Genomic DNA, 26,538 nt, shown 5'->3' with positions numbered 1-26,538 from the left:
AAACCCCACCATGCGACATAAGTCGCGACGGTGGAAATCAGGCAACGGGCACCGGGCTCGGTTGACGCGATGCATTCTTGAATTCCTTGGCGGCCGCCGGCGAATCCTTCCAGTTCTCGTAGTCCTCATCCATGCTCGCGAGCTCTTCCTTGGAGAACAGCTTGCGCACCATCCTGAACATCGTCGTCTCTTCTTCCTTGGCGTGGTGATCGACGAACTCGCCGAGCACCTTCGCCGAACCGGCGAAATCGGCGGAATCGACCTGCTTGGTCTTCAGGTCGGGCAGGACCGTCAGTTCGACGGCACGATGTTCCTGCAGCGCCTCCGCATGCACCTTCAGGCCTTCGCGGTCCGCGCGCGCCATGAACGCAGGGTAGAAGACCAGCTCCTCCCACTTCGCATGCGGGATCAATCCCTTTTCGATGGAGGCCAGGAGATCCGCACGCGACTTCTTCGCGCGGTCGGTGGTCTTCTCCATCTCGGCGAACAGCTTGCGGAGGTCGTCATGTTCGTTCTTCAGTGTCTTCAGGATGTCGCGTGTCATACCGGTCTTCCTCTGTTGGAGCACGGCATCATGCGCGCGCCGGGTTAGGCGACAGTGACGGTGCCGACGATGAACGCGCAGCATCGTGGCGATCCGCTGAACCGCCCGTCGGACATCGAATAATTCATGCACGGGTTTCTTCGCGCGATCGTCACATGCACAGCGCTGTCACGACGCAAGGACCACAGTGGCATCACTGCGTCAGTGACGTTCATCTTCGGAGTACACCCATGCCTACTTCCCGCAAGCCCGCCGCCAACGGGAAGAAATCCGTGGCCGGCAAGTCCGCGGCCCGCAACTCGGACAGCGCGGCTTCTTCGCCGCCGCCGCGCGCTACTGGCGATCTGCTTGCCGAACGCGCCGCCGACACGGACGCCACGGTTGCCGCACTGCCATTCAACGAGAACAAGGCCGCCGAGTACGGCCGTGAGCTGGCCACGGATCCTCCCGAGGGCACGCAGATCATTCCGCCTTCCGATCTCGTCGGCGGCAGCACGCTGTCCGAGACGAACACCTCGGAGAAGACCGGAAGCCGCGCGCCGGAAGGTGCGAACCCGACGGTCGCGCCGCTGGACCGCGTGCGGGTGGACAGTTCCGGCCAGCGCATGACGACGAACCAAGGCGTGCCGGTCGCCGACAATCAGAGCTCACTGAAAGCCGGGCTGCGCGGGCCTGCGCTGCTCAAGGATTTCATCCTTCGCGAGAAGATCACCCATTTCGATCACGAGCGGATTCCCGAACGCATCGTGCATGCGCGGGGCTCCGGGGCGCATGGCTATTTCGAGAGCTACGGCGACCAGTCCGCGATCACGCGCGCAGCGCCGTTCCAGCAGGCAGGCAAGCGTACGCCTGTCTTCGTGCGCTTCTCCACGGTCGCCGGTGAACGCGGCAGCAAGGACACCGCGCGCGATGTCCGTGGCTTCGCGGTGAAGTTCTATACCGACGAGGGCAACTGGGACCTGGTCGGCAACAACATGCCGGTGTTCTTCATTCAGGACGCCATGAAGTTCCCGGACCTGGTGCATGCCGTCAAGCCGGAGCCGCATCACGCCATGCCGCAGGCGGCCTCGGCCCACGACACCTTCTGGGACTTCGTGTCGCTGATGCCGGAATCCACCCATATGCTGATGTGGCTGATGTCCGATCGCGCGATTCCGCGCAGCTACCGGATGATGCAGGGCTTCGGCGTGCATACCTTCCGGTTCGTCAATGCGGAAGGCCTGTCGAAGTTCGTCAAGTTCCATTGGACGCCCGTACTGGGCACCCATGCGCTGCTGTGGGACGAAGCGGTGAAGATCTCCGGCTGCGATCCCGACTACCACCGCCGTGACCTCTGGGAGGCGATCGAATCCGGCGCCTATCCGGAATGGGAGCTGGGCGTGCAGGTCTTCTCGGAAGAGGATGCGGATGCGTTCTCCTTCGATGTGCTCGATTCGACCAAGCTGATTCCCGAAGAACTGGTGGCCATCGAGCCGATCGGCCGCATGGTGCTGGACCGCAACCCGGACAACTTCTTCGCCGAGACCGAACAGGTGGCGTTCTGCACGGCCCACGTCGTGCCGGGCATCGACTTCACCAACGACCCGCTGCTCGCCGGCCGCATCCACTCCTACGTGGATACGCAGATCTCCCGCCTGGGTGGCCCGAATTTCCATGAGATCGCCATCAATGCGCCCGTCGCGCCCGTGCACAACAACCAGCGCGACGGGATGCACCGCCAGGCCATCCACCGCGGCAAGGTGGCCTATGAGCCCAACTCGCTGGGCGGCGGCTGCCCGTTCCAGGCGGGCGGCGCGGGCTTCGTGTCGTTCCCGGAACCCATCGATGCCGACGAAGTGCGCGGCAAGCCGGAGAAGTTCGCCGAGCACTTCAACCAGGCAACCCTGTTCTTCAACAGCCTTGCGCCGATCGAGCAGGCGCATGTGGTTGCCGCCTACCGGTTCGAACTTTCCAAGTTGACCGTCCCCGCCATCCGCACCCGGGTCGTGTCGATGCTGCGCAACGTTTCGGATGACCTCGCGTCCCAGGTGGCGGCGGGGCTCGGGATGGCGTTGCCCGACGCCATGCCGCGTGCACTGGCCAAGCCGCCGACGGCAGAAGTGAGCGTGTCCGCGCCGCTGTCCATGTTCGCGCGACCGGGCGTGCCCGGCATCGACACCCGGAAGGTCGCCATCTTCGTCGGCGATGGGGTCAATGCCTACACCGTGGCCGCACTGCAGTCCGCCCTGCTGGCGCAAGGGGCAATCGGTCGCCTGGTCGGTCACCGTGTGGGTCAGTTCACCGCAGCGGATGGCAGCGCGGTAGACGCGGATGCCTCCTTCGAGAACGAACCTTCGGTGCTGTTCGATGCGGTGGCGGTTCCCGATGGCGAACAGGCCGCGAAAGCGTGGGGCCTGGACGGCCGCGCCTGCGAATTCATCAAGGACCAGTTCCGCCACTGCAAGACGATCCTCGCAGTGGGCGACGCCGCAGCCTTCGTGGAATCCACCGGCGTGCTGAATGATCCGGCCGACACCGGCCTGATCATCCGGGACACGGCGGATACAGCATCCATCGATGCGTTCCTGACGGCCATGGCCCAGCACAAGCACTTTGCCAGGGAGACGGATCCGCCCCTTCTGTAAGCAACGACGCCAAGCGGTGAAGCGCAATGGCCGGGACACCGGCCATTGCGCTTCACCCGCCCTGCATTCTTATGGAGCAACGCCATGGCCGACATCATCGGATGGACCGCATCAGCGATCCTGCTGGTCACGCTGGTCCGCCAGATCATCAAGCAGGTCAAGGATGGGCAGCAGGAAGGTGTGTCCGCGTGGCTGTTCATCGGCCAGGCCACGGCGTCCGCCTTGTTCATCGTCTACTCCGTGCTGCTGGACAACTGGGTTTTCATCGTGACCAACAGCTGCATTCTGCTGACCGCACTCGTGGGTCAGTGGTTGACGAGGAAGAAATCGCGCGAGGAATGACGCACGTTTTTCGCAAGCCCTTCACGCCAGGATAAACGTCTCGCGATATTCCACATTGTGTTCACGTGCGTAGGCGTTCCCTAGTACCAGGCCAACACACGGACAGGTTTCCATCCTGAAGGCAATCCCGGTTCGGCCCCCCATCCCAAAACCGGAGTTGCATCATGAAAGTTCGCCACCTGTTCGTCCTCGCCGCCGTCTCGATCGGTGTCGTGTCCCTGTCCGCCTGTCGCGACAACGACGACACGAATGACGTCATGGCGGAAACGTCGGACGCCGTGCCCGTAACGAACGCCGACCCCACCGATGAATCAACCGAAGCCATGGCGTCCACCGACCAACCCGACGTCCAGGCGTCCATGGCCGAGCGCAACGCCCTTGGCGTGTTGAACGCGATCAACGAACATGAAATCGCCGCGGGCAAGCAGGCCCTCTCCAAGGGCGTCAAGGGGCCGGTCGCTGCCTATGCGCAGATGATGATCGACCAGCACACCGAGAACCGCGACAAGACGTCCGCGCTCAATCCCGAGAGCGCCGCGCCCCATGCCGATGCGCAGCGCAAGAAGGGCGAGCAGGCGCTGGCGATGCTGGACGAAAAGAGCGGCGACGCCTATTCCAAGGCCTATGTCGCTGCCATGGTGAAGGACCATACGGAGGCCCTCGCGGCGCTGGACAGCAAGCTGATACCGGCCGCCGGCCGTGCCGAAGTCACGACACACCTGGCTGCAACGCGTGAGCATGTCGCCACCCACCTGGCACAGGCCAAGCAGCTGGAAGGCGCGGCGAACTAGGCCGGACCTGAAGTACTACGTGGTACGTGTCGGCATCGTGCATGCACGGTGCCGACCGTCCGGATGATGGCGCTCCAATCGGGCGCCTGCTGAAGACATCGACCCCCGGCGGCATTTCCTACGGCAACCCGTTGCAAGGACCCAGCGCAATGCAGGCAATCAAGGTCGGCTGTGCAGGCTGGTCCATTCCCCGCCAGAGCCTGGCGCTGTTCGGCGAAGGCGAATCGATGCTGGCGCGATACGCCACGCGTTTCCCGGTGGTGGAAGTGAACTCGTCGTTCTATCGGCCGCACAAGCCGGCCACCTATGCGAAATGGGCCTCCTCGGTGCCGAGGGATTTCCGCTTCTCGGTCAAGCTCCCCAAGATGATTTCCCACGAACTGGCGCTTCGCCAGTGCGGTCCGGTGCTTGACCGCTTCCTGGGCGAGGCGGAGGCGCTTGGCGGCAAGCTGGGGGGTTTCCTGCTGCAGCTTTCTCCCAGCCACGTGCTCGACGCCCGTGTCGCCTCGACGTTCTTCCGCCTGTTCCGCCGTCGCTCGGACGCGCCGCTTGTCTGCGAACCCCGCCATGCCAGCTGGTTCTCGAGCGCCGCTGAGGCATTGCTGCAGCGATACGACGTCGGTCGCGTCGGCGCGGACCCGGCCCTGGTCGAGGAGGCCGGACGCCCCGATGCGCGATCGCCCTGGCCGTACTGGCGCTGGCACGGTTCGCCGCGGATGTACTACAGCGCGTACACAGAAGACAGCCTGCAGCAGCTGGCGGCCGCGGTCGTTTCACGCAAGTGGCCTGCCCGTCCGTGGGTCATCTTCGACAATACCGCGCACGGTCATGCGGCCGCCAATGCGGCCCGCCTGCAGGATCTGCTGCGGGCGACGTCATCGCGCCCGACACCGCGAGGACGTGCACGTGCCTGAGGGTCCTTCCATCGTCATCCTGAAGGAAGCGGCGGCCCACTTCAGCGGCAAGACCGTCCGCAAGGCGTCGGGCAACAGCAAGCTCGACCTGGGCCGCATGGAAGGCAAGCGCGTCGTTGCGCTACGCAGTTGGGGGAAACATTTCCTCATCGAGTTCCGTGGCTTCAGCACGCGCGTGCACATGCTGATGTTCGGCTCGTACCTGATCGATGAAGAAAAGCCCGCCAATCCCCGCATGTCGCTGACGTTCGACAATGGCGTGCTGAACTTCTACGCGTCATCGCTGAAGTACATCGAGGGAGCGCTGGACGACACCTACGACTGGCGCATCGACGTGATGAGCCCGGAATGGAATCCCCGTCTCGCCAGGACAAAACTGAAATCCCAGCCTTCGGTACTGGTCTGCGATGCCCTGCTGGACCAGGACATCTTTGCGGGTGTAGGCAACATCATCAAGAACGAGGTGCTCTTCCGCATCGGCGTCCATCCCGCCACTGAAGTGGGCGCGCTTCCCCCGCGCAAGCTGGGCGAGATGATCGCGCAGGCCCGCCAGTACAGCTTCGAGTTCCTTGAATGGAAGAAGCAGTTCGTCCTGCGGAAGCACTGGCAGGTGCATACCAAATCCACCTGCCCCCAATGCGGCCGACGCATCACGAAGGAATACCTGGGCGTGCGCAAACGGCGTTCGTTCTTCTGCACGGACTGCCAGACGCGCTATTGACCGGGGGCGGCAACGGGCGTCGCCAGCGCCGCCGTCAGCTGGTTCATGCGGTAAGGCTTGTGGAGAAAGCGGACACCGGTGGGCAGCGTGCCATGCTCGCTTTCAGGATGGCCCGAGACCAGGACGACCGTGCAGCCCGGATTACGATGCAGGGCTTCGGTCGCCACGGCGACGCCACTCACGCCGCCGGGCATGCTGACGTCGCTGAGCACATGGGCGTAGGCCCGCCGGGACAGCAGGTGTCTCGCGACTGTCCCGTCACACGCCTGCACCACCTCGAATCCGGCATCTTCCAGCGCCATCGTGGTCACCGTGCGAAGGAGCTCGTCATCTTCAACGTAGAGCACTTGTGGCCTGACCATCGGTACCCTCCCACAGGGGAATCGCTATCGAGACCGTCGTCCCTTCGCCTTCCACGCTCTCGATGCTGGCGAAGCCCCCCGACTGGGCCGCAAACCCGAACACCTGGCTCAAGCCAAGCCCGCTCCCGTTGCCGACGTCCTTGGTGGTGAAGAAGGGCTCCATCGCGCGCGCCTGGGTCTCTTCCGACATGCCCGGCCCGTTGTCGGCGACCGAGGTCCAGAGATAGCGGGTGTTGGCCTTCGCGTCGACGTGCAGATGCATGTCGGGATGGCGGACCGTCGTGGTGATGCGCATGCCGGTGACGTCCCCCGCATCTCTCGCGTTGACGACCAGATTCACCAGGGCGGCCATGAACTGTGCCGCGTCAATGCGGACGACGGATGAGGAAGCGCCCATATGCATGCTGCATGGGACCGGTTCAGCGGATCGCGACAGGACACCCGTGGAGTCCGAGATCAGCGTGTGCACGTCGTGGATGTCGGGCGACAGGTTCTGCCCGCGTGCGAAGGCGAGCATCCGGGCGGAGAGTTGGCTTCCACGTTCGGCCGCCTTGGCGGCGGTGGACAGCAGCTTGAGTCGACGCGGGTCCTGCTCGCCCTTGCCGATGAGATCGAGGCTGCCGAGGATCACCGAAAGGATGTTGTTGAAGTCGTGGGAGATGCCAAGCGTCAGCTTGCCGATCGCCTCGATCCTGCGGGACTGGGCCAACGCGTGCTCAGCCTCCCGAAGGTGCTGGATGGCGTTGTACTTCTCTGTAATGTCCCGCGTCACCTTGGCGTATCCGACTAACGTGCTCCCGGAGTAGACAGGTTCGATGATGACGCCGACGCGAAAACGCGCGCGCCCCAGCGATCCACCGAACCTCGCGTTCATTTCTCCCTTCGCGCCTCCTGCAGCGAGATGCACCGGTGGCGAACATGTGCGAGCCGGACAGGCCGCGGCGTTGGCCCCGTTCAGCGCAGGGCCGGGCTCAAGCGTCGATGGACGGCGGTGGCGGCGATCGCGGCATGGCCGAAAGCCACGGAGATCTGGTTCAGATCCGTCACCACATCGCCAATGGCGTAGAGCCCCTGCAGCGATGTCTGCAGATCGTCATCGGTGAGGATGGCGCCTTCTTTCCCCATGGCTGCACCCGCGCTTGCGGCCAGATTGCTGCGTGCCGGCGCGCCCATGGCGGCATAGAGCGTATCGAACCGGTGCGTGCCGCCTGCCACATCGCGGGCTTCGCAGGTGTCGTCCTCGCACGAGAGATCACGCAGCTCGGGCAGCACCTGGATCCCGAGCTCGCCGGCACGGCGCAGCCATTCCTCGCGAAGCGCCGCCGGGGTCACCTCGGTATCGGCCACGGGAACCACGCTGACACGCGAGGAGAACGAGCGCAGGAAGCAGGCGTGCCGGATGCCGTACACCAATGGCCCGACCACGCCGATGTTCTGGTCCGTGGCCTCGTATCCGTCGCAGATCGCGCAGAGGCGGATCAGGCCGCGCGCGATCGCGTCATCGATGGAACCGCTCTTCAGGTCTGGAAGACGGTCGCGGACGCCGGTTGCCAGGATGACGCTGCGCGCCTGCCACGTCTGGCTCTCGTCCCGCACTTCCCAGCCCTCGGGACCGGCCGAAAGATGGACAACGCGACGGCGGATGGGCTCGACGCCATAGGTGGACGCCTGCTCCCGCAGCTTCTGCAGGAGGCGCTCACCGGACACACCCTGCGGGAAACCGGGACAGTTGTGCGTCTCGGGTATCCAGCGTGCGCGGCTGCAACCATCGTCGAAGAGTTGCACGCGCCTGTGGAAGCGGCGCAGGTATGTGGCAGCGGTCAGGCCTGCAGGACCACCGCCAATGATGATGCAGTCGGCAGCGACGCTGCCGTCGCTTCCTGTGCCGGCCAGGTCTTCGGCGGCCGCTGTCGCGTTGGGTTGGGGTTTCATGATGGTTGTCCTTTGTAGGGCGACCCGGCGCTCCGCGTGACCCGGAGGAGTCGCGTGTGCGGCCTCAAGCCGGTGGCGACGCACGAGCAGCGCTGCACCGGTCACACGACGCTCTTCACGATACTAAGCTCGCGTGGAGCCGTTGGCGAGAACAGGCGTCCGGGACAACGCGACGCGCCTTGCATGGCGCGACTCCGCCAGAGGAACGCCTTCCGGTCCCGTATCGCTCTTTCTGCATTTCACACCCTGCCGATTCCACCGCGCTTATGGTCGGTGGGCGCCCGCTGCGCATTTCCGGGAAAGCCCAGCATGGCACGCACCACCCTCAAGCTCGCAACCTTCAACCTCAATGGCATCGGCGCCAGGCTGCCGCATCTGCTGGCATGGCTTGCGAGGGAAAAGCCCGACATCGTGGCCTTGCAGGAGCTCAAGGCCGTCGACGACGCCTTTCCCGTCGACGCACTGGAGAAAGCCGGATACGGGGCCCTCTGGCAAGGCGAGCGTTCCTGGAACGGCGTGGCCCTGCTGGGGCGCGGGATGGTGCCGGTGGAGTCGCGTCGCGGGTTGCCCGGTGACCCCAGGGATCGCCAGAGCAGATATCTCGAGGCCGCGATTCACGGCGTGCTGGTCGCCGGCATCTACCTGCCCAACGGCAATCCGCAGCCGGGCCCCAAGTTCGACTACAAGCTGCAATGGATGGCGCGACTGGCGCGGCATGCGCAAGGGCTGGTCGACCTGCCGCACCCCGTTGCCATCCTGGGAGACTTCAACGTCATCCCGACCGACAAGGATGTCTACGACGCCAAAGCGTGGAAGAAAGACGCGTTGATGCAGCCGGAGGTGCGCCGGGCGTACGAAACGCTTCTTGGCCAAGGATGGACCGACGCGCTGCGGACGGTCTTCGGCGCGGAGCCGGTGTACACGTTCTGGGATTATTTCCGGCAACACGCCGAGCGTGACCGCGGACTTCGGATCGACCACGTCCTGCTCAACCCGGTGCTGGCAAAGGGCCTGAAAGGCGCGGGGGTGGATCGCTGGGTACGGCTGCAGGAGAAGGCCAGTGACCATGCGCCGACCTGGGCAAGCGTAAGAGCGCCCTGACTGCCGCAAGCATGCCGGGAGCGCGTTGCGCCCCCGGTGTTTCCCTTCGACGATGCAGCCGAAGGCTTACTCCTCGCCGCTGTCGCCGCCACCCTGGCCACCGCGCCGCTGGCCACCACCGCTCTCATGCTGCTCCTTGCCCTGCTGTCCCTGGCCGCTCTGGTCCTTGGTTCCGCCATCACGCTGGCCCTGGCCGCTCTTGCCTGGGCCCTGCTCCTGGCCACCCTTGTCGCGCTGGCCCTGGCCACCCTGGCCGGTCTGGCCGCTCTGATTCCTGATCTGGCTCATCACTTACTCCGGGTACCGCGAAGCCGGACGCCTCGCGTCGTTGCACCGTGCGCCCCAGCCGGTGAACACGCCGTGCGCGTGGCGTGCACGCCCGGTGATTGTTTCGTCACGGGCTGTGGCGCACGCGGGTGTACAAGCAGGACCATCAGCCTGGCAGGCGTTGAACTGCCATGGCGCAAGGAGGTGGCGCATGGCCATCGATGTACTTGTACTGCAGCAATTGCCCCCGGGGTGTCGTTGGCACGCTGTAGACGACACGCAGGTCGTGATGTATCACGACGAGAGGGAAGTGTTGCGCATATCACCGCAGCGGCAAGGCTGGGTCGTCTTCCTCACTGCAGGTGAAACAGCTTCACGCGATCCGGCTGCCGCCGCCGCAAGTTTCCGGCGTGCGGCGGGGTGGGCTGCCCGCTGGGCGAACGGACACGTATCCCCGATCACCGGATCAGGACCGTCGCCTGCCGCATCCGGTGCAAGGCCGGCCGTCCTCCGTACGCCACACCGCACGAGAAACCCCGGGTCGGAATGGCCGACCGTTGGCACGGACGCTGCGCAGCCACCTGCGCCCCGACGGTCGACCCCGCATTGAACGCCAGCATCCGTTTCGACGTGCATGGATCGGCGACAGCGTGCGCGCAACGGCGATCGCGGCCACGATTCGTCAGCCGCTTCGCCGCGGCTTGACCGACACGTGCGGATGTCCCTGCAGATGCCAGCGCCAGGGAAAGTCCTGCGCGCGGCTGATGCCTATCCGTGGACCGACGACGACATCCCGTGGAGGCGGGGTGCCGTCGGACACGATCCGGATGCCCCGGTCGCCTGTCGTCAGGTCGGCCCCATCAAGCGCGCGGGTGATGCCCATCGCCTGCGACAACTTGCCCGGGCCGCTGCAGAGGTCCGTATCCCGTTTGCCGGCGCCCCGCAGCTGGCGCATGGCATCCAGGCCATGCAGTGGTTCCAGCGCCCGCAGGAGAACACCGGCGCCTTCACCTTCATCGCCGCACACTGCATTGGAACCCCAGTGCATTCCGTAGGTGAAATAGACATAGAGGTGCCCGGGTTCACCGAACATGGTCGCATTGCGCGGCGTCCGGCCGCGGAACGAGTGCGCCGCCGGATCCTCGCTGCCCGCGTAGGCTTCCACCTCGACGATCCGGCCCGCACGGCCGTCGTCCCGCAGCAGGATCTTGTTCAACAGTTCGGGCGCCACCGCGGTCGGGTGACGGCGGTAGAAATCGCGCGGCAACGGCGTGCAGGCGTCATGCATAGGGTGCGATCAGAGCCGAGGTGGAACAGATCGGACGGGACGAAGCTTCAAGCGGCCCGGCTTCCGCGCAGGGCATCGGCCAGGTAGCGCGACGTGGGGCCTTTCGAACGCGAAACCTTTTCGGGCGTGCCTTCCGCCACGATCCGCCCACCTTGTTCGCCCGCCCCGGGCCCGACATCGATCACCCAGTCGCTGTGGGCGACCACGCGCATGTCGTGCTCCACCAGGATGACGGTGTTGCCGGCGTCGACCAGGCTGTGCAACTGCGTCATCAACTTGTCCGTGTCGGCGGGGTGCAGGCCCGTGGTGGGCTCGTCCAGCACGTACAGCGTGTGGCCGCGTTGGGCCCGCTGGAGTTCGCTGGCGAGCTTGATGCGCTGGGCCTCGCCGCCGGAGAGCTCGGTTGCCGGCTGGCCGAGCCGCAGATAGCCAAGCCCGATGTCCTGCAGCAGGTGCAGCGGTCGCCAGACCGACGCTTCCTCCCGGAACAGCGCCGATGCCTCGTCGACGGTCATCGCCAGTACCTGCGCGATGTCCTTCCCGCGCCAACGCACCTGGAGCGTCTTCTCGTTAAAGCGGCTGCCATGGCAGGTAGGACACGGCGCGTACACGCTGGGCATGAAGAGCAGCTCGACATGCACGGAGCCTTCGCCCTCGCACGTCGGGCACCGTCCCTGCGCCACATTGAAAGAGAAGCGGCCGGCACCGAACTTCCTGGCCCTGGCCGCGGGAGTGGCCGCAAACAACCGGCGGACGTGATCGAACAGGCCCGTGTACGTGGCCAGGTTGGAACGTGGTGTACGGCCGATGGGTTTCTGGTCCACGTTCACCAGGCGATCGATCGCCGCCGCGCCCTCCACCAGCCTGCCGGACGCGCGGGCGGATTCCGGGGGCTGCCGCAGTTCGATGTCATGGTCTTCGGCAACGGGTTCATGGCCCAGATGGTCACTCACCAGTTCGACCAACGCCTGGCTCACCAGGCTCGACTTGCCGGAGCCCGAGATGCCCGTCACTGCGGTCAAGGCGCCCAGCGGAAAACGGACGTGGATGCCATGCAGGTTGTTGCGATGGACCTCCGCAAGCCCCAACCATCCCGAAGCTTCGCGGCGGGTGCGCGGCGTCACCGCACCGGTGGGGAACAGGTAGCGTCGGGTATGGGACTCGGCCACCTGCTGCAAGCCGGCCGGCGGGCCGCTGTAGAGCACGCGTCCCCCATGTTGTCCCGCGCCCGGCCCCACGTCGACCAGCCAGTCCGCGCGACGCAGCATGTCCAGGTCGTGTTCGACCACGAACAGCGTATTGCCGGCCGCCTTCAACTGGTCGAGGGACTCATGGAGTGCATCGGCATCCGCCGGATGCAGGCCGGCGGTGGGTTCGTCCAGCACGTAAACCACGCCGAAGAGCTGCGAGCGGATCTGGGTCGCCAGCCGCAGTCTCTGCAGTTCGCCGGCGGACAAGGTGGGCGTGGTGCGATCCAGCGACAGGTAGCCGAGGCCCAGGGCCTGCAATGCGGCGATCCGCCTGGTCAGGTCCTGTGCAATGCGTGCCGCCGCGATGCGCTTCTCTTCGGACAAGTCCGGCGTGCGGCGTACATCCGTGCTGCCGGCGTGGGCCAGGCCGCCTTTGGCCACGCGCTGGGCGGTATCGTGCCGGCTGGCTGCCTTGCTCCGCGTACCGGTGCCGGCGGGTCGGGAAAATTTCCCCAGCGCCGCGGGCGCCAGCGTCTGGGCGATGCGGTCCAGTGACAACTGGGAGAGCGTTCCGATGTCCATGCCGGCGAAGGTCACCGACAAGGCTTCGCGCTTGATCCGCCGCCCCTTGCACACGGGACAGGGGGCACCGGTCATGAAGCGTGCCACGCGCTTTTTCATCTGCGCGCTCTGCGTGGTGGCGAAGGTGTGCAGCACGTACTTCCGCGCGCCGATGAAGGTGCCCATGTAGCTGGGCTCGGTCTTGCGACGCAGGGCGGTGCGCGTCTCCGCCGGCGTGAAGCCGGGATAGACCGGCACGGTGGGCTGTTCGTCGGTGAACAGGATCCAGTTGCGATCCTTGCGAGGAAGCGTCCGCCAGGGCGCGTCGACGTCGTAGCCCAGGGTGACCAGGATGTCGCGCAGGTTCTGGCCATGCCAGGCGGGCGGCCACGCTGCGATCGCACGCTCGCGGATGCTCAACGAGGGGTCGGGCACCATCAGTTTCTCGGTGACATCGTAGACGTGGCCCAGGCCATGGCAATGCGGGCAGGCACCCTGCGGCGTATTGGGAGAGAAGTCCTCCGCGTACAGCATCGGCTGGTTGGCGGGATAGGTGCCCGCGCGGGAGTACAGCATCCTCAGCGAACTGGAAATCGTGGTGACACTGCCCACCGTGGAACGCACGTTGGGAGTGCCGCGTTGCTGCTGCAGCGCTACCGCGGGCGGAAGTCCCTCGATGCTGTCCACGTCCGGCACGCCGGCCTGGTCGATCAGGCGGCGCGCATACGGCGACACCGATTCCAGATAGCGACGCTGCGCTTCCGCGTAGAGGGTGCCGAAGGCAAGCGATGATTTGCCGGACCCCGAAATGCCGGAGAACACGACCAGCGCATCGCGCGGCACATCGACATCGATGTCCTTGAGGTTGTGTTCGCGCGCGCCCCTGACACGGACGAAGCTGTCAGGCGGGCGACGGCCTGCTCGCTTGCGCGCAGTCATGCCGCGGCCCCTGTCCGCGTGCGGCGTGGCTTGCCGCTCCGTACCGCTTTCGATGGCGATGGACCGAGTGCTTCCAGCAGACGCGGCACCTGCGCTGGCAGTTCGCGCGCCAGGAAACCAAGGCTGCCCTGCGCGCTGGCAAGCGCCTCACCGGCACGGGCATGCAGGTACACCCCCCAGACGGCGGCCTGTTCCGCGCTCGCGCCCCGGGCGGCCAGCCCGGTGATGATGCCGGCGAGGACGTCACCCGAACCCGATGTTCCCAGTCCGGGTCCGCCCCCGGTGTGCCGCCACAGGCGTCCATCCGGAGCGGCGATCAGCGTCTCCGGTGCCTTCAGCACGACGATCACCCGCGCACGCGCCGCGAATTCCCGTGCCAGTTCCGCTGGCCGCGCGTGCACGTCTTCGATCGGCGTGTCCAGCAAGGACGCCATCTCGCCGGCATGCGGCGTGATGACCGGGGCAGACCGGAATCCATGCACGTGCTGGAATGCGGCGATGGCACCTGCATCGGCGACCACCACGCCCGCGGCATGCCGGGACAAGCGGGCGACCAGGTTGCGCAGGGTTGGCGTGTCGTCCATGCCGGCGCCGATCAGGACCGCGTCGGCGGCGGCGCATGCCTGCTCGAGCGCCGGCGACGAGCGGCAACCGCCGCTGCCCGTCGTGGACAGCGGCGTTACCTTCGCCTCCGGAACGGCAAGTGCCAAGCCCGCTGCCACGCTGGCCGGTGTGCCGATCTGCAGCTTGCCCGCGCCGGCACGCAATGCCGCTTCGCCGGCCAGCAACGCGGCACCCGGTACGTCCGGCGAGCCGGCAACCACCAGCACGCGGCCACGATCTTCCTTGCTGCGGATGGCGTCGGGCGCGGGAAGTGGCCAGGCACGCAGCAGCCTGGCATCCACGGGCACCGGTGCGTGGACACGCTTCATTTCGGGCCTGCGGGTGCGTCTGCCGCGACGGTGACGGTGGCGTGGTCTTCCAGTTCCGGAGGCACGTAGTTTGCCCGCCGCAGGGCGAAGCGCTCGCCTTCGTTTCCCTGCACGAAGCCGTATTCGGTGATCGAGCAGTTGGGAACATCCGCCAGCCTGTCGATCTCCAGGATGGCCTTCTCGTCCATGCATTCGAGCAGGTAGCGGAAGCAGTTGACGATGACCTGGTGCGCCACGATCACGACACGGTCGCCGACATGGTCGCGCCTGAGCACTTCCACCACGCTGCGCAGGCGCAGGATCACGTCGCACCAGCTTTCGCCGCCCGGCGGACGGAAATAGAACTTGCCTACCAGTGCGCGTTGCTCCGCCAGTTCCGGGAAAGTCGCCCGGATGCCCTGGCTGGTGTAGCGGTCCAGGATGCCGAACTCCTTCTCGCGCAGGCGCTCATCCAGCGAGATCTCATCGGCATCGATGCGCAGGCGCGTCGCGATCGCCGCACACGTCTGGTACGACCGCACGAAGGGCGAACTCATCAGGTGGGTGGGACGCTCGTCGGCCGGCAGCGCGTCGAACCACGCGGCCAGCGCCTGCGACTGCCGTTCACCCAGTTCGGAGAGCGGTGTATCGGCATCGCGATGGGCGAGATCGATCAGCGTGGCGCCGGCGAGTTCGGCCGCATCGCGCGCGACGTTGCCGGCACTCTGCCCGTGGCGGATCACCCAGAGGCGGGCGGGCCAATCCGTGTGCTGGAGCTTCGGCACTGCGCTTCCCTGATGCTGGGGGAAGGCCCAGCCTAGCGGGAGCGGTGTGAAAGCCTTGAAGAGATCCTTGGCTGCGCGCGGAATGGATCATCGCCAACCCGCATCCGGTTGCACGCATGCACGACCGGCGGTCATGGAAAAGCAGGCGGAGCGGATCAGGCCGGCGGCTGGATGGCCGGCGCATGCTGCGCCATCAGTTCGACGATCCAGTCGATGAACACGCGCAGCTTGCGGCTCACATGCCGGCTGGGCGGGAACGCAACGTACAGCGGCATCGCATCGAGCTGCCAGTCTTCGAACAGCGGCACCAGCTCGCCGCGCGCGAGTGGAATGCGTGCCATGTAGTGCGGAAGCCACAGCACGCCCAGGCCGGCCACGCCTGCGGCCAGATAGGCATTGCCATCGTCCACCGACAGCACGTGCCGGCCCTGCACGCGGACCTGTTCGTCGCCACGCCGCATCGCGTACGCCAGCGGCGCGCCGGTGCGCGAGCCGCGATAGCCGATGATGCGGTGGTGGCTGTCCTCCAGTGCCTGCGGATGCGCGGGCGTGCCGGCGCGGCCCAGGTAGGCGGGCGCGGCATACACGCCCAGCGCGAGGTCCGCCACGTGGCGGGCACGCAGCGAAGATTCGGTGAGTTCGCCGCCCCGCACCACGCAGTCCACGTTCTCGTCGATCAGGTCCACCTTGCGGTCGCTGGCGCCGAGGTCGAGCTGGATGTCGGGATAGCGTGCGTGGAAGGTCGGTAGCGCGGGCACCACGATCAGACTGGCCAGCGGCGCCGGCACATCCACCCGCAACCGCCCGCGTGGCGAAGCCGACGCGGCGGACAGGCTGGTCTCGGCATCGTCCAGGTCGGCCAGCAGGCGCACGACGCGCTCGTAGTAGGCCGCGCCGTCGGCGGTGACGCTGACCTTGCGCGTGGTGCGATGGAGCAGCTTCACCCGCAAATGCGTTTCCAGCTGCTGCACCAGCTGCGTCACGCGCGTCTTGCTGGCCTGCAGCGTGTCGGCGGCCTTGGTGAAGCTGCCGGTTTCCACGACGCGGGCGAACGCCTGCATGGCATCGATGCGGTCCATGGCGGATCCGGAAGGTGGGGGATTGTTTGGATTCTACAAACAGTAATCCCGCGATTGGCGTGTTTATCCCGGGGGCATCGCTGCCTAGAGTGGTCGCCCTGGGCCGGCGCCGCCGGCAATGCAAGGAGATTCCCCATGGTTAAGCGTGATGCCGTTTTCCCCGCCGGTCGGCACGACCTGTACGCCACGCACCGCTATTCCGCCGCGATCCGGTCAGGCGACCTGCTGTTCGTGTCCGGCCAGGTCGGCAGCCGCACCGATGGTTCGCCCGAACCGGACTTCGAGGCGCAGGTGCGCCTGGCATTCGCCAATCTCGAGGCCACCCTGAAGGCAGGAGGCTGCGGGCTTGACGATATCGTCGACGTGACGACGTTCCATACCGACCCCGAGCAGCAGTTCGACACCGTCCTGGCCGTCAAGAACGAGGTCTTCCCGGCGGCGCCCTATCCGAACTGGACGGCGATCGGCGTGAACTGGCTGGCGGGGTTCGACTTCGAGATCAAGGTGATCGCGCGACTGCCGCAGGCGGCATCGCCGGCCATCTGATGCGCGGGCATGCCGGGCGTAGGCGGCATGGTCGACCGTCCATCGCCTACCGGAGGGTCGTGGTCATTCCCTTCTCCACCGGCGGCATGCGCCGCCGGTGCGAGGGTCACGTCTCGAGATCCTCGCCCGCGCCGTCGTCCACGCTCGACGCGGCGTGACCAGCGATCGCAGCGAAGCCGTGGCGGTCCGCCATTCGAAGGGGGCGTGCGCTGCCACCGCGGTGCGGATCAGGGAACACCTCCGCGCGCGCCGCGACGTTAACGTATCGCTTGCTAGACTCGCCGCGCACGACCTTCGTCCCGTTGTTCTGCCCGATTCACTGCCACTAGGATCCGGACCATGCGCAAGGGCTCTGCCTTACTGGTTGACGCACTCGAGAACGAGGGCGTGGACCGTATCTTCGGTGTACCTGGCGAGGAGAACCTGGATTTCCTGGAATCGCTGCGGACGTCGCGCATCCAGCTCGTCCTGACACGCCACGAACAGGCCGCCGCCTTCATGGCAGCGACGCACGGACGGCTGACGGGCAGGCCCGGCGTGTGTCTCGCCACGCTGGGTCCCGGCGCGCTGAATTTCTCGACCGGGGCAGCCTATGCCCATCTCGGCGCCATGCCGATGATCCTGATCACCGGCCAGAAAGCGGTGATGAGCGCCAAGCAGGCGCGCTTCCAGATCGTCGATATCGTGGCGTCCATGAGGCCACTGACCAAGATGTCCCGCCAGATCGTCAGCGCGGCGGCCATCCCGACGACGGTGCGTGATGCGTTCCGCGTTGCGATGGAGGAGCGTCCCGGGCCCGTGCATCTCGAGCTGCCTGAAGACGTCGCGGCAGAGGAAGTCGAGCATGCGCCGGTCATTCCAGTCCATCCACTCGAGCGCGCCATCGCCCCTCCTGCCGCGCTGGACCGGGCCACGGAGACCATCCTCGCCGCCAAGCGGCCGCTGGTGATGATCGGCGCGGCCGGGAGCCGACCGTGGCTGACCGACGCGCTGTCGACTTTCGTGGCACGCACCCGACTGCCGTTCTTCAATACGCAGATGGGCAAGGGCGCCGTCACCGGCGGCTCCAACCTCTACATGGGGACCGCCGCGCTCTCGGAGGGCGATTACGTCCACGAAGCCGTCGCGCGCGCCGACCTGATCATCGCCATTGGCCATGACACGGTCGAGAAGCCGCCCTTCCTGATGAAGGAAGCCGGCGGACCGAAAGTCATCCACGTCGGCTACCAGTCCGCCACGGTCGAACAGGTCTACCACCCGGACATCGAAGTGATCGGCGATATCGGCGCGTCCGTGGAATCGCTCGCCATGCGGTTGGAAGGTCGACTCTCTCCCGATGAAGGAATGATCGACCTGCGCCAGAAGATCCTTGCCCGCCTCAACGACCGCGCAGAGGAGGACCGCTTCCCGGTCACGCCCCAGCGCCTCGTCCACGATGTGCGCACGGTCATGCCGGACGACGGCATCGTCTGCCTCGACAATGGCATGTACAAGATCTGGTTCGCCCGCAACTACCGCACGCGCGTCGCCAATACGCTGCTGCTGGACAATGCACTCGCCACGATGGGCGCCGGCCTGCCTTCGGCGATGATGGCGGCCATGCTTCATCCGCAGCGTCGCGTGATGGCGGTCTGCGGCGACGGCGGCTTCATGATGAACTCCCAGGAAATGGAAACCGCCGTGCGACTGGGCCTGAACCTGGTCGTGGTCATCCTGAACGACAGCGCCTACGGCATGATCCGCTGGAAGCAGGCGGTGGATGGCTTCCCGGATTTCGGCATGAGCTTCGGCAACCCCGACTTCGTGCGCTATGCCCAGGCCTACGGCGCAAAGGGATCGCGGGTGACTGCGGTGGAGGAGCTCGTGCCGACGCTCGAAGCCGCCTTCGCTGGCGGCGGCGTGCATCTGGTCGACGTGCCTATCGATTATTCCGAGAACACGCGCGTGCTGGTCGATGAACTGCGCCGTCAATCGCCAGGGCTGGAGTGTGCGTGAGGGCTCCCACAGTGATGCGACAGCTCATGCCTGGCCGCCCCGGGAACAAGCAGCGAGCGGCGCGCTGCTCCTCCCGGTGATACCCGAAGTGCAAGGAAACCCACCATGCTGAAAGTCGTGCAGGCCTTCGATCGTTCTCCGATCGCGGAAGTGGACACCGACGATGCGGCGGCGCTGGAGCGCAAGCTGCAGGCCGCCGAACGCGCGTTCAAGGATCGTGACGGTTGGCTCAAGCCGCACCAGCGCATTGCGATCCTGCGCAGGCTCGCCGCCCTGATGGAGGACAGGCGCGACCATCTCGCGATGCAGATCGCGCGCGAGGGTGGCAAGCCGCTGCCCGACGCCATCGTGGAGACCACGCGCGCCATCGACGGCGTCCACAATGCCGCCGACGAACTGCGCAACTTCGCAGGCCGCGAAATACCGATGGGGCTGTCAGTGGCGGCGGAGAACCGTTGGGCGTTCACCACGAAAGAGCCCATCGGCATCGTGGCGGCCATCTCGGCGTTCAATCATCCGTTGAACCTGATCGTCCACCAGGTGGCCCCCGCCATCGCGGTCGGCTGCCCGGTCATCATCAAGCCCGCGAGCACGACGCCACTGTCCTGCCTCGAGTTCGTCGCGCTGGCCCATGAGGCCGGCCTGCCCGAGCCCTGGTGCCAGAGCTTTGTGCCGGAAGGCAACGAGCTGGCCGAAAAGCTGGCGACCGACACGCGGATCGCCTTCCTGAGTTTCATCGGCTCGGCGAGGGTCGGCTGGTCATTGCATGCCAAGCTCGCCCATGGTGCGCGCTCGGCCCTGGAGCATGGCGGCGTTGCGCCTGCCATCGTCGACCGCAGCGCCGACCTCGACAGGATCATCGAGCCGATCGTGAAGGGCGGGTATTACCATGCCGGCCAGGTCTGCGTATCGACGCAGCGCATCTACGTCCACGACCACATCGCCGACGACTTCACGCACCGACTCATCGCACGCGTCGAAAGACTGCGTACCGGCGATCCCACGCTGAAGGACACCGAGGTGGGTCCGCTGATCCTGCCGCGCGAGGCGGACCGGGTCGCGGAATGGATCGACGAAGCGGTCAAGGGAGGCGCCAGGCTCGCCACAGGCGGCAGGCGCCTCTCCGAGACGACGCTGCAGCCGACGGTGCTGCTCGATCCCCCCGGTGATGCACGGGTATCCGTGCAGGAGATTTTCGGCCCGGTAGTCGCGGTCTATCGCTACGACGATCTTGACGACGCGATCGCACGCGCCAATGCCCTGCCCACCGCCTTCCAGGCCAGCATCTTCGCGCAGGACATCGACATCGCGCTTCGCGCGGCCAATCGTCTCGATGCCTCCGCGGTGATGATCAACGACCCTACGGCCTTCCGCACCGACTGGATGCCGTTCGCGGGTCGCCGGGAATCCGGATACGGAACCGGGGGCATTCCCTACACCATGCGCGACATGACGCAGGAAAAGATGATCCTCATGCGCAAGAGCTGAGTATCCAGGGATACGGGATATTGGCGGCTGATATCCGGTTTCGGCCAGAAGCAGACTTGAGATCCGGCCGGAGGCTGAAGCGTGCCGGCGAGGGTACGCGAATAGCGCACCCAGACCGCAACCTCCGTATCCACATCGCGGTTCGAGCACTACATCGCAGAGATCAGCGCGACGTGGGCTTCCGGCAGGCGATGACGACGGTCTTGTGATAATGGCGGCAGCGCTTCTGCTTGCGGGTATCCACCGACGAAGACGGGCGCGTCGAGGGTGTCGACGCCGTTTCGGGCGCCGCACTGCTGCGTTCCGCCGTGGCTTCGGTGCGGGTGCGCTGAGGCTCGGCAACCGGCTCGCGGGCGAACGTCGCCGAGGAAGTGGCTGCAAGCAGGAAGAAGACGAAGGTGGTGACAGTGGATTTCATGGGAGTTGGTTCCTTGTTTGGAAGATGATGAGCAGGAGAGAAAGGGAAAAGATCGCGCCCAGGCTTGACGGGTTGGCGACATCGGCCGTGAATCACGGCCGTCGTGTCAGTCGTCCGCACTGCGTGCGGGCACGTGGATCACACGAGGTTCGGTAGCGAAGAACGGCTCCAGTGCCGCCATGAACCGCGCATGCGCGTCGCTGGGTTCGAACATGTCCACGTGCGCCGCGAGATCCCGCCATTGGACTTCAAGCACATAGAGGTCCGCTTGGTCCAGGGACGGCACGAGACGGTGCGTGTCATGACCGTCTGCCGCCGCGAGGAGTCCGCTGACGCGTGCGAACGCGACCTCGAAGGATGCTTGTTCACCGGGCCGGATACTCAGGAGGGCCAGTTCGGTCACCATGGTGGGCGTCCTCAAGCAACCGTGGCGGACGGCGTCGAGCCGGCCGGCAGTGAGACCGTCTGCCCCACTACATCGATGGCGACCTTGCCGCGCAGCGCGTAGGGGCCCGGGTTCTCCAGCAACGCATGCGCCTCGCCGATGCGCGCAAGCGGCAGGACCGCGCCGACGACCGGCTTCACCTGGCCGCGTTCGACCAGTGCCGTCAGCGCGTCAAGCTTCCCGCGATTCTGGCGGGTGAAGACGAAATGGTAGCTGGCATTCCGGCCCCAGGCTTCGATGAGGTTCTGCGGCTGCGCGATGTCCACAAGGCTGACGACGCGCCCGGCGTCGGCGAGCACCAGCGGGCTCCTGGCCAGCGTATCGCCGCCGATCGTGTCGAAGACGACGTTGACGCCACGTCCCCGGGTGATCGTGGCGACGGCTTCCACGTAGTCGTCGGTCATGAAGTCGATTGCCTCGTCCGCGCCGAGCGAACGCACGAACGCGTGATCAGTGGCGCGTGCGGTCGTGATGACCCGTGCGCCGATGGCCTTCGCGACCTGGATTGCAAGGCTGCCGACGCCACCCGCACCGCCGTGGATCAGGATCGTCTCGCCCACGGCGAGCTGCGCGCGCGTCACGAACGCTTCCCACACCGTTCCGCCAGCGAGCGTCAGGCTGGCCGCTTCCAGGTGGGTGAGGTTCCTGGGCTTGAGGCCGACCAGCTCCACGTCGGCAACATGCTGCTCGGCGTAGGAACCGGCGCCGCCGAAGATCCTGGGGGTGTAGTACACCTCGTCGCCCACGGCGAACTCGGTCACATGCGAGCCGACTTCTTCGATCACGCCGGAGACATCGTGACCGATGATCGCAGGAAGCGGAACGTGATCGACGTAGTCGCCGCGCCGGATCTGATAGTCGAGCGGATTGACGGCCGTCGCATGGATGCGCACGCGCACCTGGCGGGGACCAACGTCCGGTACTTGGACATCGCGCATTTCGAACGCATCGGCGCCACCGAAGCGGCTTAGCACCATGGCTTTCATCGAGTGTTTCATCTTCATTTTTCCTCGTTGTGGGAATGGCCCGGGTCGGGCCGTGTGGTGCCAGATATAGTGGGAGCCGATATCCCGGGCAGTAGCCACGCGCCGCATGAAGCTGCTTCAAACACGGATTGAAAATGGCGGGCCGGTCTGTTTCAGGCCTTGGGTGGCGCGACTCGCGGTCGTGCGTGACGCGGCGGTGGATCTTCAGCGATCATGCGTGCTGGCCCGAACGAGGTGGGCGTGATGGATTTCAGCGATTTGACCCTGTTCGTGCGGATCGCGCGAATGGCCAACATCAGTGCCGCGGCGCGGGACCTGGGTATCACGCCGGCAGCGGCGAGCGCTCGTCTGGCCGCATTTGAAAAGGGACTCGGCGCGCGGCTCATCCATCGCACGACGCGGTCGGCCACCCTGACGGAGGATGGCCGCGCATTCCTGCCCCATGCCGAACATCTGCTGGAGGCCGCCGACATCGCCCGGGGCGCGCTGGGCCGTGAGCAAGCGACGCCGAGCGGCGTGCTCAGGATTGCCGCACCGGCGTCGTTCGCGCGGATGCACATCGTGCCGGGATTGTCCGAGTTCACGGGCCGCTATCCCGATCTCAGGCTCGACATGCGCATCTCCGACAGCTTGGTCGACCTGGTGGAGGGCGGTTTCGATGTGGCCGTTCGATATGCGGAACTGAAGGATTCGTCGTTCATCGCCAAGCGGATCGCACCCGACCGGCGTGTCCTGGTGGCATCGCCACGTTATGTCGAACGCCACGGCGCGCCTGGATCGCCGGAAGAACTGGATGCGCACAGGTGCCTCGTCGTCGGCACGCTCGACCTGTGGACATTCCGGAACGCCGCCGGCGAGGTGTTCGCTAAGCGGGTAGCGCCCGCACTGCGGATCAACGATGGCGGCGCGGTGCGTGACGCGGCAGCCGATGGACTGGGTCTCGCCCTGATGGCTACCTGGTGTGCGGCCGACGAGCTGCGCGCGGGGACGCTGGTGCCCGTCCTTCGCGACTTCCCGCTGGTGTCCACACAGACGCTGTGGGCGATCTATCCAAGCTCGCGCGAACTGGCACCGAAGGTGCGCGCCTTCACCGCCTGGCTGATCGAACGGTTCGGGCCCGAGCCCTATTGGGATCGCGGGCTGCCGATCTGAGGTGGGGGCCACGGTGGAGACTCGCCCTCCGCGTGGAGAGCGAGCCGGAAGCGGGGCGCGCGCGTCGCAGGCCCCGCCGCAGAGAACTCACTTGACCGGATGGTGGCCGCCGAAGTACTTCACCGGCGACCAGACGGGCAACGTGGGCGGCAGTGTGGGTGCGAGACCGGCAAACGCCTGCGCGCCGAAGACCACCCGGCCATCCACGACGGTCAGCACCGAGGAGATGGTCTTGATCTGGTCTTCGGGAACCGTGAAATAGTCCTTGTCGAGCAGGGCGAAATCGGCGAGGTGGCCCGGTGCGATCTTGCCCATCTCATCCTCCTGCTGGACGAACCAGGCGGCGCCGGTCGTGAACAGCGCCAAGGCCTCCGCGCGGGTCAGGACATTGTCGGGCGCCAGAATCCGCGAGCCCGATACCGACTTGCCCGTGGTCATCCAGCTGATGCCGATCCAGGGGTTGAAGGTGGACGCACGGAAGGCGTCCGTCGTCATCGCCAGCGGAACCCCGCTATCGACCAGCGTCCGCAGTCGCGGCGTATACCAGGCCTTCTCCCGCCCGTAGGTCGCTACGAATCCATCGCCGTGGGAGGCCATCTTCGTATCCAGGGCGATGCCCCCGCCGAGTTTCTTGACCCGGGCGATGTTCTCCGGCGAGATCGTTTCGGCATGCTCGATGCTCCAGCGCAGGCCATCCAGCGGCGTCTTGCGATCGACACTCTCGATGGCATCGAGAAACGGCGATATGTTCTCGTTGTAGCTGACATGCATGCGGAACGGAATGCCATGGCGGACCAGCTTGCCGATGTCCTCCTCCATCTTCGTCCGCATGAGCTCGGGATCGATGATGACGGCCGGCCGGTCGAAGTTCTCGTGATCGTGCACTTCCATCCGGAGCAGTTCCCCGGCGCCCTCGTACTCATGACCATGGGCCATCGTGGGATGCAGGTTCTGACCCGCACTGATCGGCGATTTCCGGGTGACCGCATTGATCTCCGCGTCCACCAGGCTGGCGCTGCTTTCGTCGCCGAACTGCAGATCGATGAACGGGAAGCGCACGTTGAGGCGCTCCTCGTCGATCAGCGTCCGTATCGGCGCATGCCCTGCGGGATAGCCGATCAACGGGGCCGCATCGACGATGGAGGTGATGCCGAAGCGATTGAGGTCATGGATGGCATTGGTGATGGAGCTCACCTGTTCCTCGAAGGAAGGCTGGGGCACCATGAATTCGAGCGGGATGAAGGTGAAGGTGAAGCCGTGGACGACGCCGGTAAAGTTGCCGCTCGCGTCCTTCTCGAACTCGGTACCCGGTGGCGTCGGGAACTTCTCGGTTCCCACGCCGAAGGCCTTCATCGCCAGATCGTTCAGGAAAGCACGGTTATAGGCGTACTGCACGATCAGCGGCCGGTCTGGGACGGCCTTGCGCAACTCGTCCACGGTAGGAAACCGGTTTTCCTCGAACTGATACGGCGCCCACCCGCCGATCACTTTCACCCAGTGTCCCTCCGGGGTACGTTTTGCCTGCTCGCTCAACATGGCGAGCGCACGCTTGAGGGTGGGAACGCCGTCCCATCGCGTGACGTAGTTGTAACCCCTCTCGTTGAGGACATGGGTGTGCGCATCATGGATGCCGGGAATCAGGCGCCTCTGCCCCGCATCCACCACGCGCGTCTTGTCTCCCTTCAGGCCCAGGATGTCCGTGTCGGAACCTACCGAATAGATGCGGCCTCCTTTCACCGCAAGCGCGGAGGCTTCCGGCTGCGACTTCGTGCCGGTATGGATTTTCGCGTTGTAGACGATCAGGTCGGCGCCGGCGCTTGTTTCCGCGGCGTGGCCGCTGGTAATGCCGGACAGCACGAGGGCCATCAGGGCAAGTCGGGCTTTCACGGGGTATCTCCTTGGGGGGTTTGGTGCGCGATCGCTGATCCGGGTCTTCGGCGGCGGAACGGGTCACTCGGGTAGAAGAGGATCTTCAGCGTTGCCAGGGGAGCTTGATAAGGGCTGGCGCGGGAGTGCAGTCGTCCATGGATGGATGGATCGCGCGGCGGTCCGTCATTCCACCGCGACACGAGTGCCCCCATACCGTCAGCAATGGCGACGCAACTTCCAGCGCACCGCAACGACGGCCTGTCGCCTAGCGGCCGAAGTTCGCGGGAGGAGGCGCCTCTTCAAAGCACTCGATCAGCAACTCGGTCAGCACGCGCACCTTGCGGGAAGGGTGCGGACTGGGCGGACGGATCACGTAGATGCCCGCCGTCGGCAATGGGTAGCGCGTCATCAGGGGTACCAGGGCACCGGAGGCCACATGTTCCTGCGTCAGGCCGTCGGGCAACCATGCGATGCCCAGCCCCGCCAGGGCCGCGTTGACCAGCGCGACGGCATTGTCGGCCTTGAAACGTCCTTGCGGACGTACCGTGACCACCCGCTCGCCATCCATGAACTGCCACGTCTCCGTGCCCTGCATCAGGGCAGGATGGTCGGGGACCTCGTCCGGGCTGTCGGGCGCACCGTGCATCTCGATATAGGCGGGGCTGGCGACCAGCTTTCCGTAGATGGGTCCGACACGACGTGCCACCAGGTTGGAATCCTGCAGATATCCGACCCGTATGGCGCAATCGAAGCCCTCCCCGATCAGATCGACGAATCGATCGCTGTAGACGGTCTGCAGATGGAGGTGCGGGTGTCGTCGCGCCATTTCCGTGAATACCGGTGCGAAATGGGTGGGGCCGAACGACAGGGGGGCGGCCACGCGCAGCCGGCCACGCAGGTCGCCGTCGGGTTGCAGGATCTCGCGGAAGGTGTCGATCTCGGCATAGGCCCTGGCTGCATGCTCGCGGAAGAGGATGCCCGCTTCGGTGAGCGCCGCGCCGCGCGTGGTACGTGCGAGGAGTTGAACGCCAAGCTCCGACTCCAGTCGCGCAAGCCGCCTGCTGACGATCGACTTGGCCACACCGAGCCGACGTGCCGCCGCTGACAGGCTGCCTGCCTCGGCCAGTTCCACGAACGTCATCAGGTCGTCGATGTCCATCTTGGCGTTCCCCGTTGCGCAACACAGCCTGACATAAATCCGTCCGCCCAGGCGTTCCGGTTCCCGGGACACAGCTGCACGGAAAATGGCGCTACCGGTGCGGGCAGCGAAATGACAAGGTGCGTGGCG

24 protein-coding genes and 1 pseudogene are annotated in these 26,538 nt (G+C 65.9%); 10 read left to right on the top strand and 15 right to left on the bottom strand.

Annotation, left to right across the window (positions count from 1 at the left end; translation table 11 throughout):
* Window positions 1-37: 37 nt before the first annotated feature.
* Window positions 38-544 carry a hemerythrin domain-containing protein gene (locus OVA13_RS15770; protein WP_267791405.1) on the bottom strand — a complete coding sequence of 169 codons (507 nt, stop codon included), beginning with the start codon at window positions 542-544 and terminating at the stop codon, window positions 38-40.
* Between OVA13_RS15770 and OVA13_RS15765 the strand changes: the two genes are divergently transcribed.
* The 5 genes from OVA13_RS15765 (at window position 538) to OVA13_RS15745 (ending at window position 5,936) form a co-directional block, all read left to right on the top strand.
* The gene (locus OVA13_RS15765) at window positions 538-3,168 is read left to right on the top strand and encodes a catalase (protein ID WP_267791404.1); all 2,631 of its coding nucleotides are present in this window, start codon (window positions 538-540) and stop codon (window positions 3,166-3,168) included. The two genes, OVA13_RS15770 and OVA13_RS15765, sit on opposite strands and share 7 nt — an antisense overlap.
* Window positions 3,169-3,252: 84 nt before the next feature.
* Window positions 3,253-3,510, top strand: a complete 258-nt coding sequence (locus OVA13_RS15760) for a PQ-loop domain-containing transporter (protein WP_267791403.1) — start codon at window positions 3,253-3,255, stop codon at window positions 3,508-3,510.
* 164 nt (window positions 3,511-3,674) lie between these two features.
* Entirely contained in the window at window positions 3,675-4,301 is a 627-nt protein-coding gene (locus OVA13_RS15755) for a DUF4142 domain-containing protein (RefSeq protein ID WP_267791402.1), read from the top strand.
* A gap of 149 nt (window positions 4,302-4,450) precedes the next feature.
* Window positions 4,451-5,215, top strand: a complete 765-nt coding sequence (locus OVA13_RS15750) for a DUF72 domain-containing protein (protein WP_267791401.1) — start codon at window positions 4,451-4,453, stop codon at window positions 5,213-5,215.
* Window positions 5,208-5,936, top strand: a complete 729-nt coding sequence (locus tag OVA13_RS15745; RefSeq protein ID WP_267791400.1) for a DNA-formamidopyrimidine glycosylase family protein — start codon at window positions 5,208-5,210, stop codon at window positions 5,934-5,936. The genes OVA13_RS15750 and OVA13_RS15745 overlap by 8 nt, the downstream gene beginning before the upstream one ends.
* Here the strand turns inward: OVA13_RS15745 and OVA13_RS15740 are convergent.
* The 3 genes from OVA13_RS15740 to OVA13_RS15730 form a co-directional block, all read right to left on the bottom strand.
* Entirely contained in the window at window positions 5,930-6,238 is a 309-nt protein-coding gene (locus OVA13_RS15740; RefSeq protein WP_267791399.1) for a response regulator, read from the bottom strand. The genes OVA13_RS15745 and OVA13_RS15740 overlap by 7 nt on opposite strands.
* A 31-nt stretch (window positions 6,239-6,269) precedes the next feature.
* Window positions 6,270-7,172, bottom strand: coding sequence for a sensor histidine kinase (locus tag OVA13_RS15735; RefSeq protein WP_267791398.1), 903 nt, complete (start codon window positions 7,170-7,172; stop codon window positions 6,270-6,272).
* 80 nt (window positions 7,173-7,252) lie between these two features.
* The gene (locus OVA13_RS15730) at window positions 7,253-8,230 is read right to left on the bottom strand and encodes an NAD(P)/FAD-dependent oxidoreductase (RefSeq protein WP_267791397.1); all 978 of its coding nucleotides are present in this window, start codon (window positions 8,228-8,230) and stop codon (window positions 7,253-7,255) included.
* A 309-nt stretch (window positions 8,231-8,539) separates the two neighbouring features.
* Between OVA13_RS15730 and xth the strand changes: the two genes are divergently transcribed.
* Window positions 8,540-9,331, top strand: coding sequence for an exodeoxyribonuclease III (gene xth, locus OVA13_RS15725; RefSeq protein WP_267791396.1), 792 nt, complete (start codon window positions 8,540-8,542; stop codon window positions 9,329-9,331).
* Between the two features lie 66 nt (window positions 9,332-9,397).
* Here the strand turns inward: xth and OVA13_RS15720 are convergent, their stop codons facing one another.
* The 6 genes and pseudogenes from OVA13_RS15720 to OVA13_RS15695 all read right to left on the bottom strand — a co-directional run bounded on the left by OVA13_RS15720 (window position 9,398) and on the right by OVA13_RS15695 (window position 16,351).
* Window positions 9,398-9,619, bottom strand: coding sequence for a hypothetical protein (locus tag OVA13_RS15720; RefSeq protein ID WP_267791395.1), 222 nt, complete (start codon window positions 9,617-9,619; stop codon window positions 9,398-9,400).
* A gap of 661 nt (window positions 9,620-10,280) precedes the next feature.
* Entirely contained in the window at window positions 10,281-10,886 is a 606-nt protein-coding gene (locus OVA13_RS15715; protein ID WP_267791394.1) for a DNA-3-methyladenine glycosylase, read from the bottom strand.
* Window positions 10,887-10,933: 47 nt separating this feature from the next.
* Window positions 10,934-13,576, bottom strand: coding sequence for an excinuclease ABC subunit UvrA (locus OVA13_RS15710; protein ID WP_267791393.1), 2,643 nt, complete (start codon window positions 13,574-13,576; stop codon window positions 10,934-10,936).
* Between the two features lie 65 nt (window positions 13,577-13,641).
* Window positions 13,642-14,508: pseudogene (locus OVA13_RS15705) on the bottom strand (NAD(P)H-hydrate dehydratase); the annotation flags it as partial.
* A complete protein-coding gene (locus tag OVA13_RS15700; protein WP_267791392.1) occupies window positions 14,505-15,272 on the bottom strand; it encodes a histidine phosphatase family protein in 768 nt (255 codons plus the stop codon). The pseudogene OVA13_RS15705 and the gene OVA13_RS15700, both read right to left, overlap by 4 nt.
* A gap of 155 nt (window positions 15,273-15,427) precedes the next feature.
* Window positions 15,428-16,351, bottom strand: a complete 924-nt coding sequence (locus OVA13_RS15695) for a LysR family transcriptional regulator (RefSeq protein ID WP_267791391.1) — start codon at window positions 16,349-16,351, stop codon at window positions 15,428-15,430.
* 135 nt (window positions 16,352-16,486) lie between these two features.
* On the opposite strand from OVA13_RS15695, the gene OVA13_RS15690 reads away from it, so the two are divergent.
* From OVA13_RS15690 to OVA13_RS15680, 3 genes are all read left to right on the top strand, one after another.
* Window positions 16,487-16,897 carry a RidA family protein gene (locus OVA13_RS15690; RefSeq protein ID WP_267791390.1) on the top strand — a complete coding sequence of 137 codons (411 nt, stop codon included), beginning with the start codon at window positions 16,487-16,489 and terminating at the stop codon, window positions 16,895-16,897.
* 339 nt (window positions 16,898-17,236) lie between these two features.
* Window positions 17,237-18,892, top strand: a complete 1,656-nt coding sequence (locus OVA13_RS15685) for an acetolactate synthase large subunit (RefSeq protein WP_267791389.1) — start codon at window positions 17,237-17,239, stop codon at window positions 18,890-18,892.
* Between the two features lie 105 nt (window positions 18,893-18,997).
* A complete protein-coding gene (locus tag OVA13_RS15680; RefSeq protein WP_267791388.1) occupies window positions 18,998-20,380 on the top strand; it encodes an aldehyde dehydrogenase family protein in 1,383 nt (460 codons plus the stop codon).
* A 163-nt stretch (window positions 20,381-20,543) separates the two neighbouring features.
* On the opposite strand, the gene OVA13_RS15675 is transcribed toward OVA13_RS15680, so the two are convergent.
* The 3 genes from OVA13_RS15675 to OVA13_RS15665 form a co-directional block, all read right to left on the bottom strand.
* On the bottom strand, window positions 20,544-20,798 hold the full coding sequence (locus OVA13_RS15675) for a hypothetical protein (protein ID WP_267791387.1): 255 nt from the start codon (window positions 20,796-20,798) through the stop codon (window positions 20,544-20,546).
* 106 nt (window positions 20,799-20,904) lie between these two features.
* Window positions 20,905-21,204: an antibiotic biosynthesis monooxygenase family protein gene (locus tag OVA13_RS15670; protein WP_267791386.1), complete on the bottom strand. Its 300-nt coding sequence runs from the start codon at window positions 21,202-21,204 to the stop codon at window positions 20,905-20,907.
* Window positions 21,205-21,215: 11 nt separating this feature from the next.
* Entirely contained in the window at window positions 21,216-22,247 is a 1,032-nt protein-coding gene (locus tag OVA13_RS15665; protein WP_267791385.1) for a zinc-dependent alcohol dehydrogenase family protein, read from the bottom strand.
* 225 nt (window positions 22,248-22,472) lie between these two features.
* Here OVA13_RS15665 and OVA13_RS15660 point away from each other — a divergent pair, with 225 nt between their 5' ends.
* Window positions 22,473-23,381 carry a LysR family transcriptional regulator gene (locus OVA13_RS15660; protein WP_267791384.1) on the top strand — a complete coding sequence of 303 codons (909 nt, stop codon included), beginning with the start codon at window positions 22,473-22,475 and terminating at the stop codon, window positions 23,379-23,381.
* Between the two features lie 87 nt (window positions 23,382-23,468).
* Here OVA13_RS15660 and OVA13_RS15655 read toward each other — a convergent pair whose 3' ends face one another.
* Window positions 23,469-25,268 (bottom strand): amidohydrolase, encoded by a 1,800-nt coding sequence (locus tag OVA13_RS15655; protein ID WP_267791383.1) that lies wholly within the window; start codon window positions 25,266-25,268, stop codon window positions 23,469-23,471.
* A 247-nt stretch (window positions 25,269-25,515) separates the two neighbouring features.
* A complete protein-coding gene (locus tag OVA13_RS15650; protein WP_267791382.1) occupies window positions 25,516-26,409 on the bottom strand; it encodes a LysR family transcriptional regulator in 894 nt (297 codons plus the stop codon).
* Window positions 26,410-26,538: the final 129 nt, after the last annotated feature.

This window comes from Pseudoxanthomonas sp. SL93 (genome assembly GCF_026625825.1).
In the GTDB taxonomy this organism is placed as follows: Bacteria; Pseudomonadota; Gammaproteobacteria; order Xanthomonadales; family Xanthomonadaceae; genus Pseudoxanthomonas_A.
Note: the sequence above shows the minus strand (reverse complement) of the source record. Positions and strands in the feature narration are given on the sequence as shown.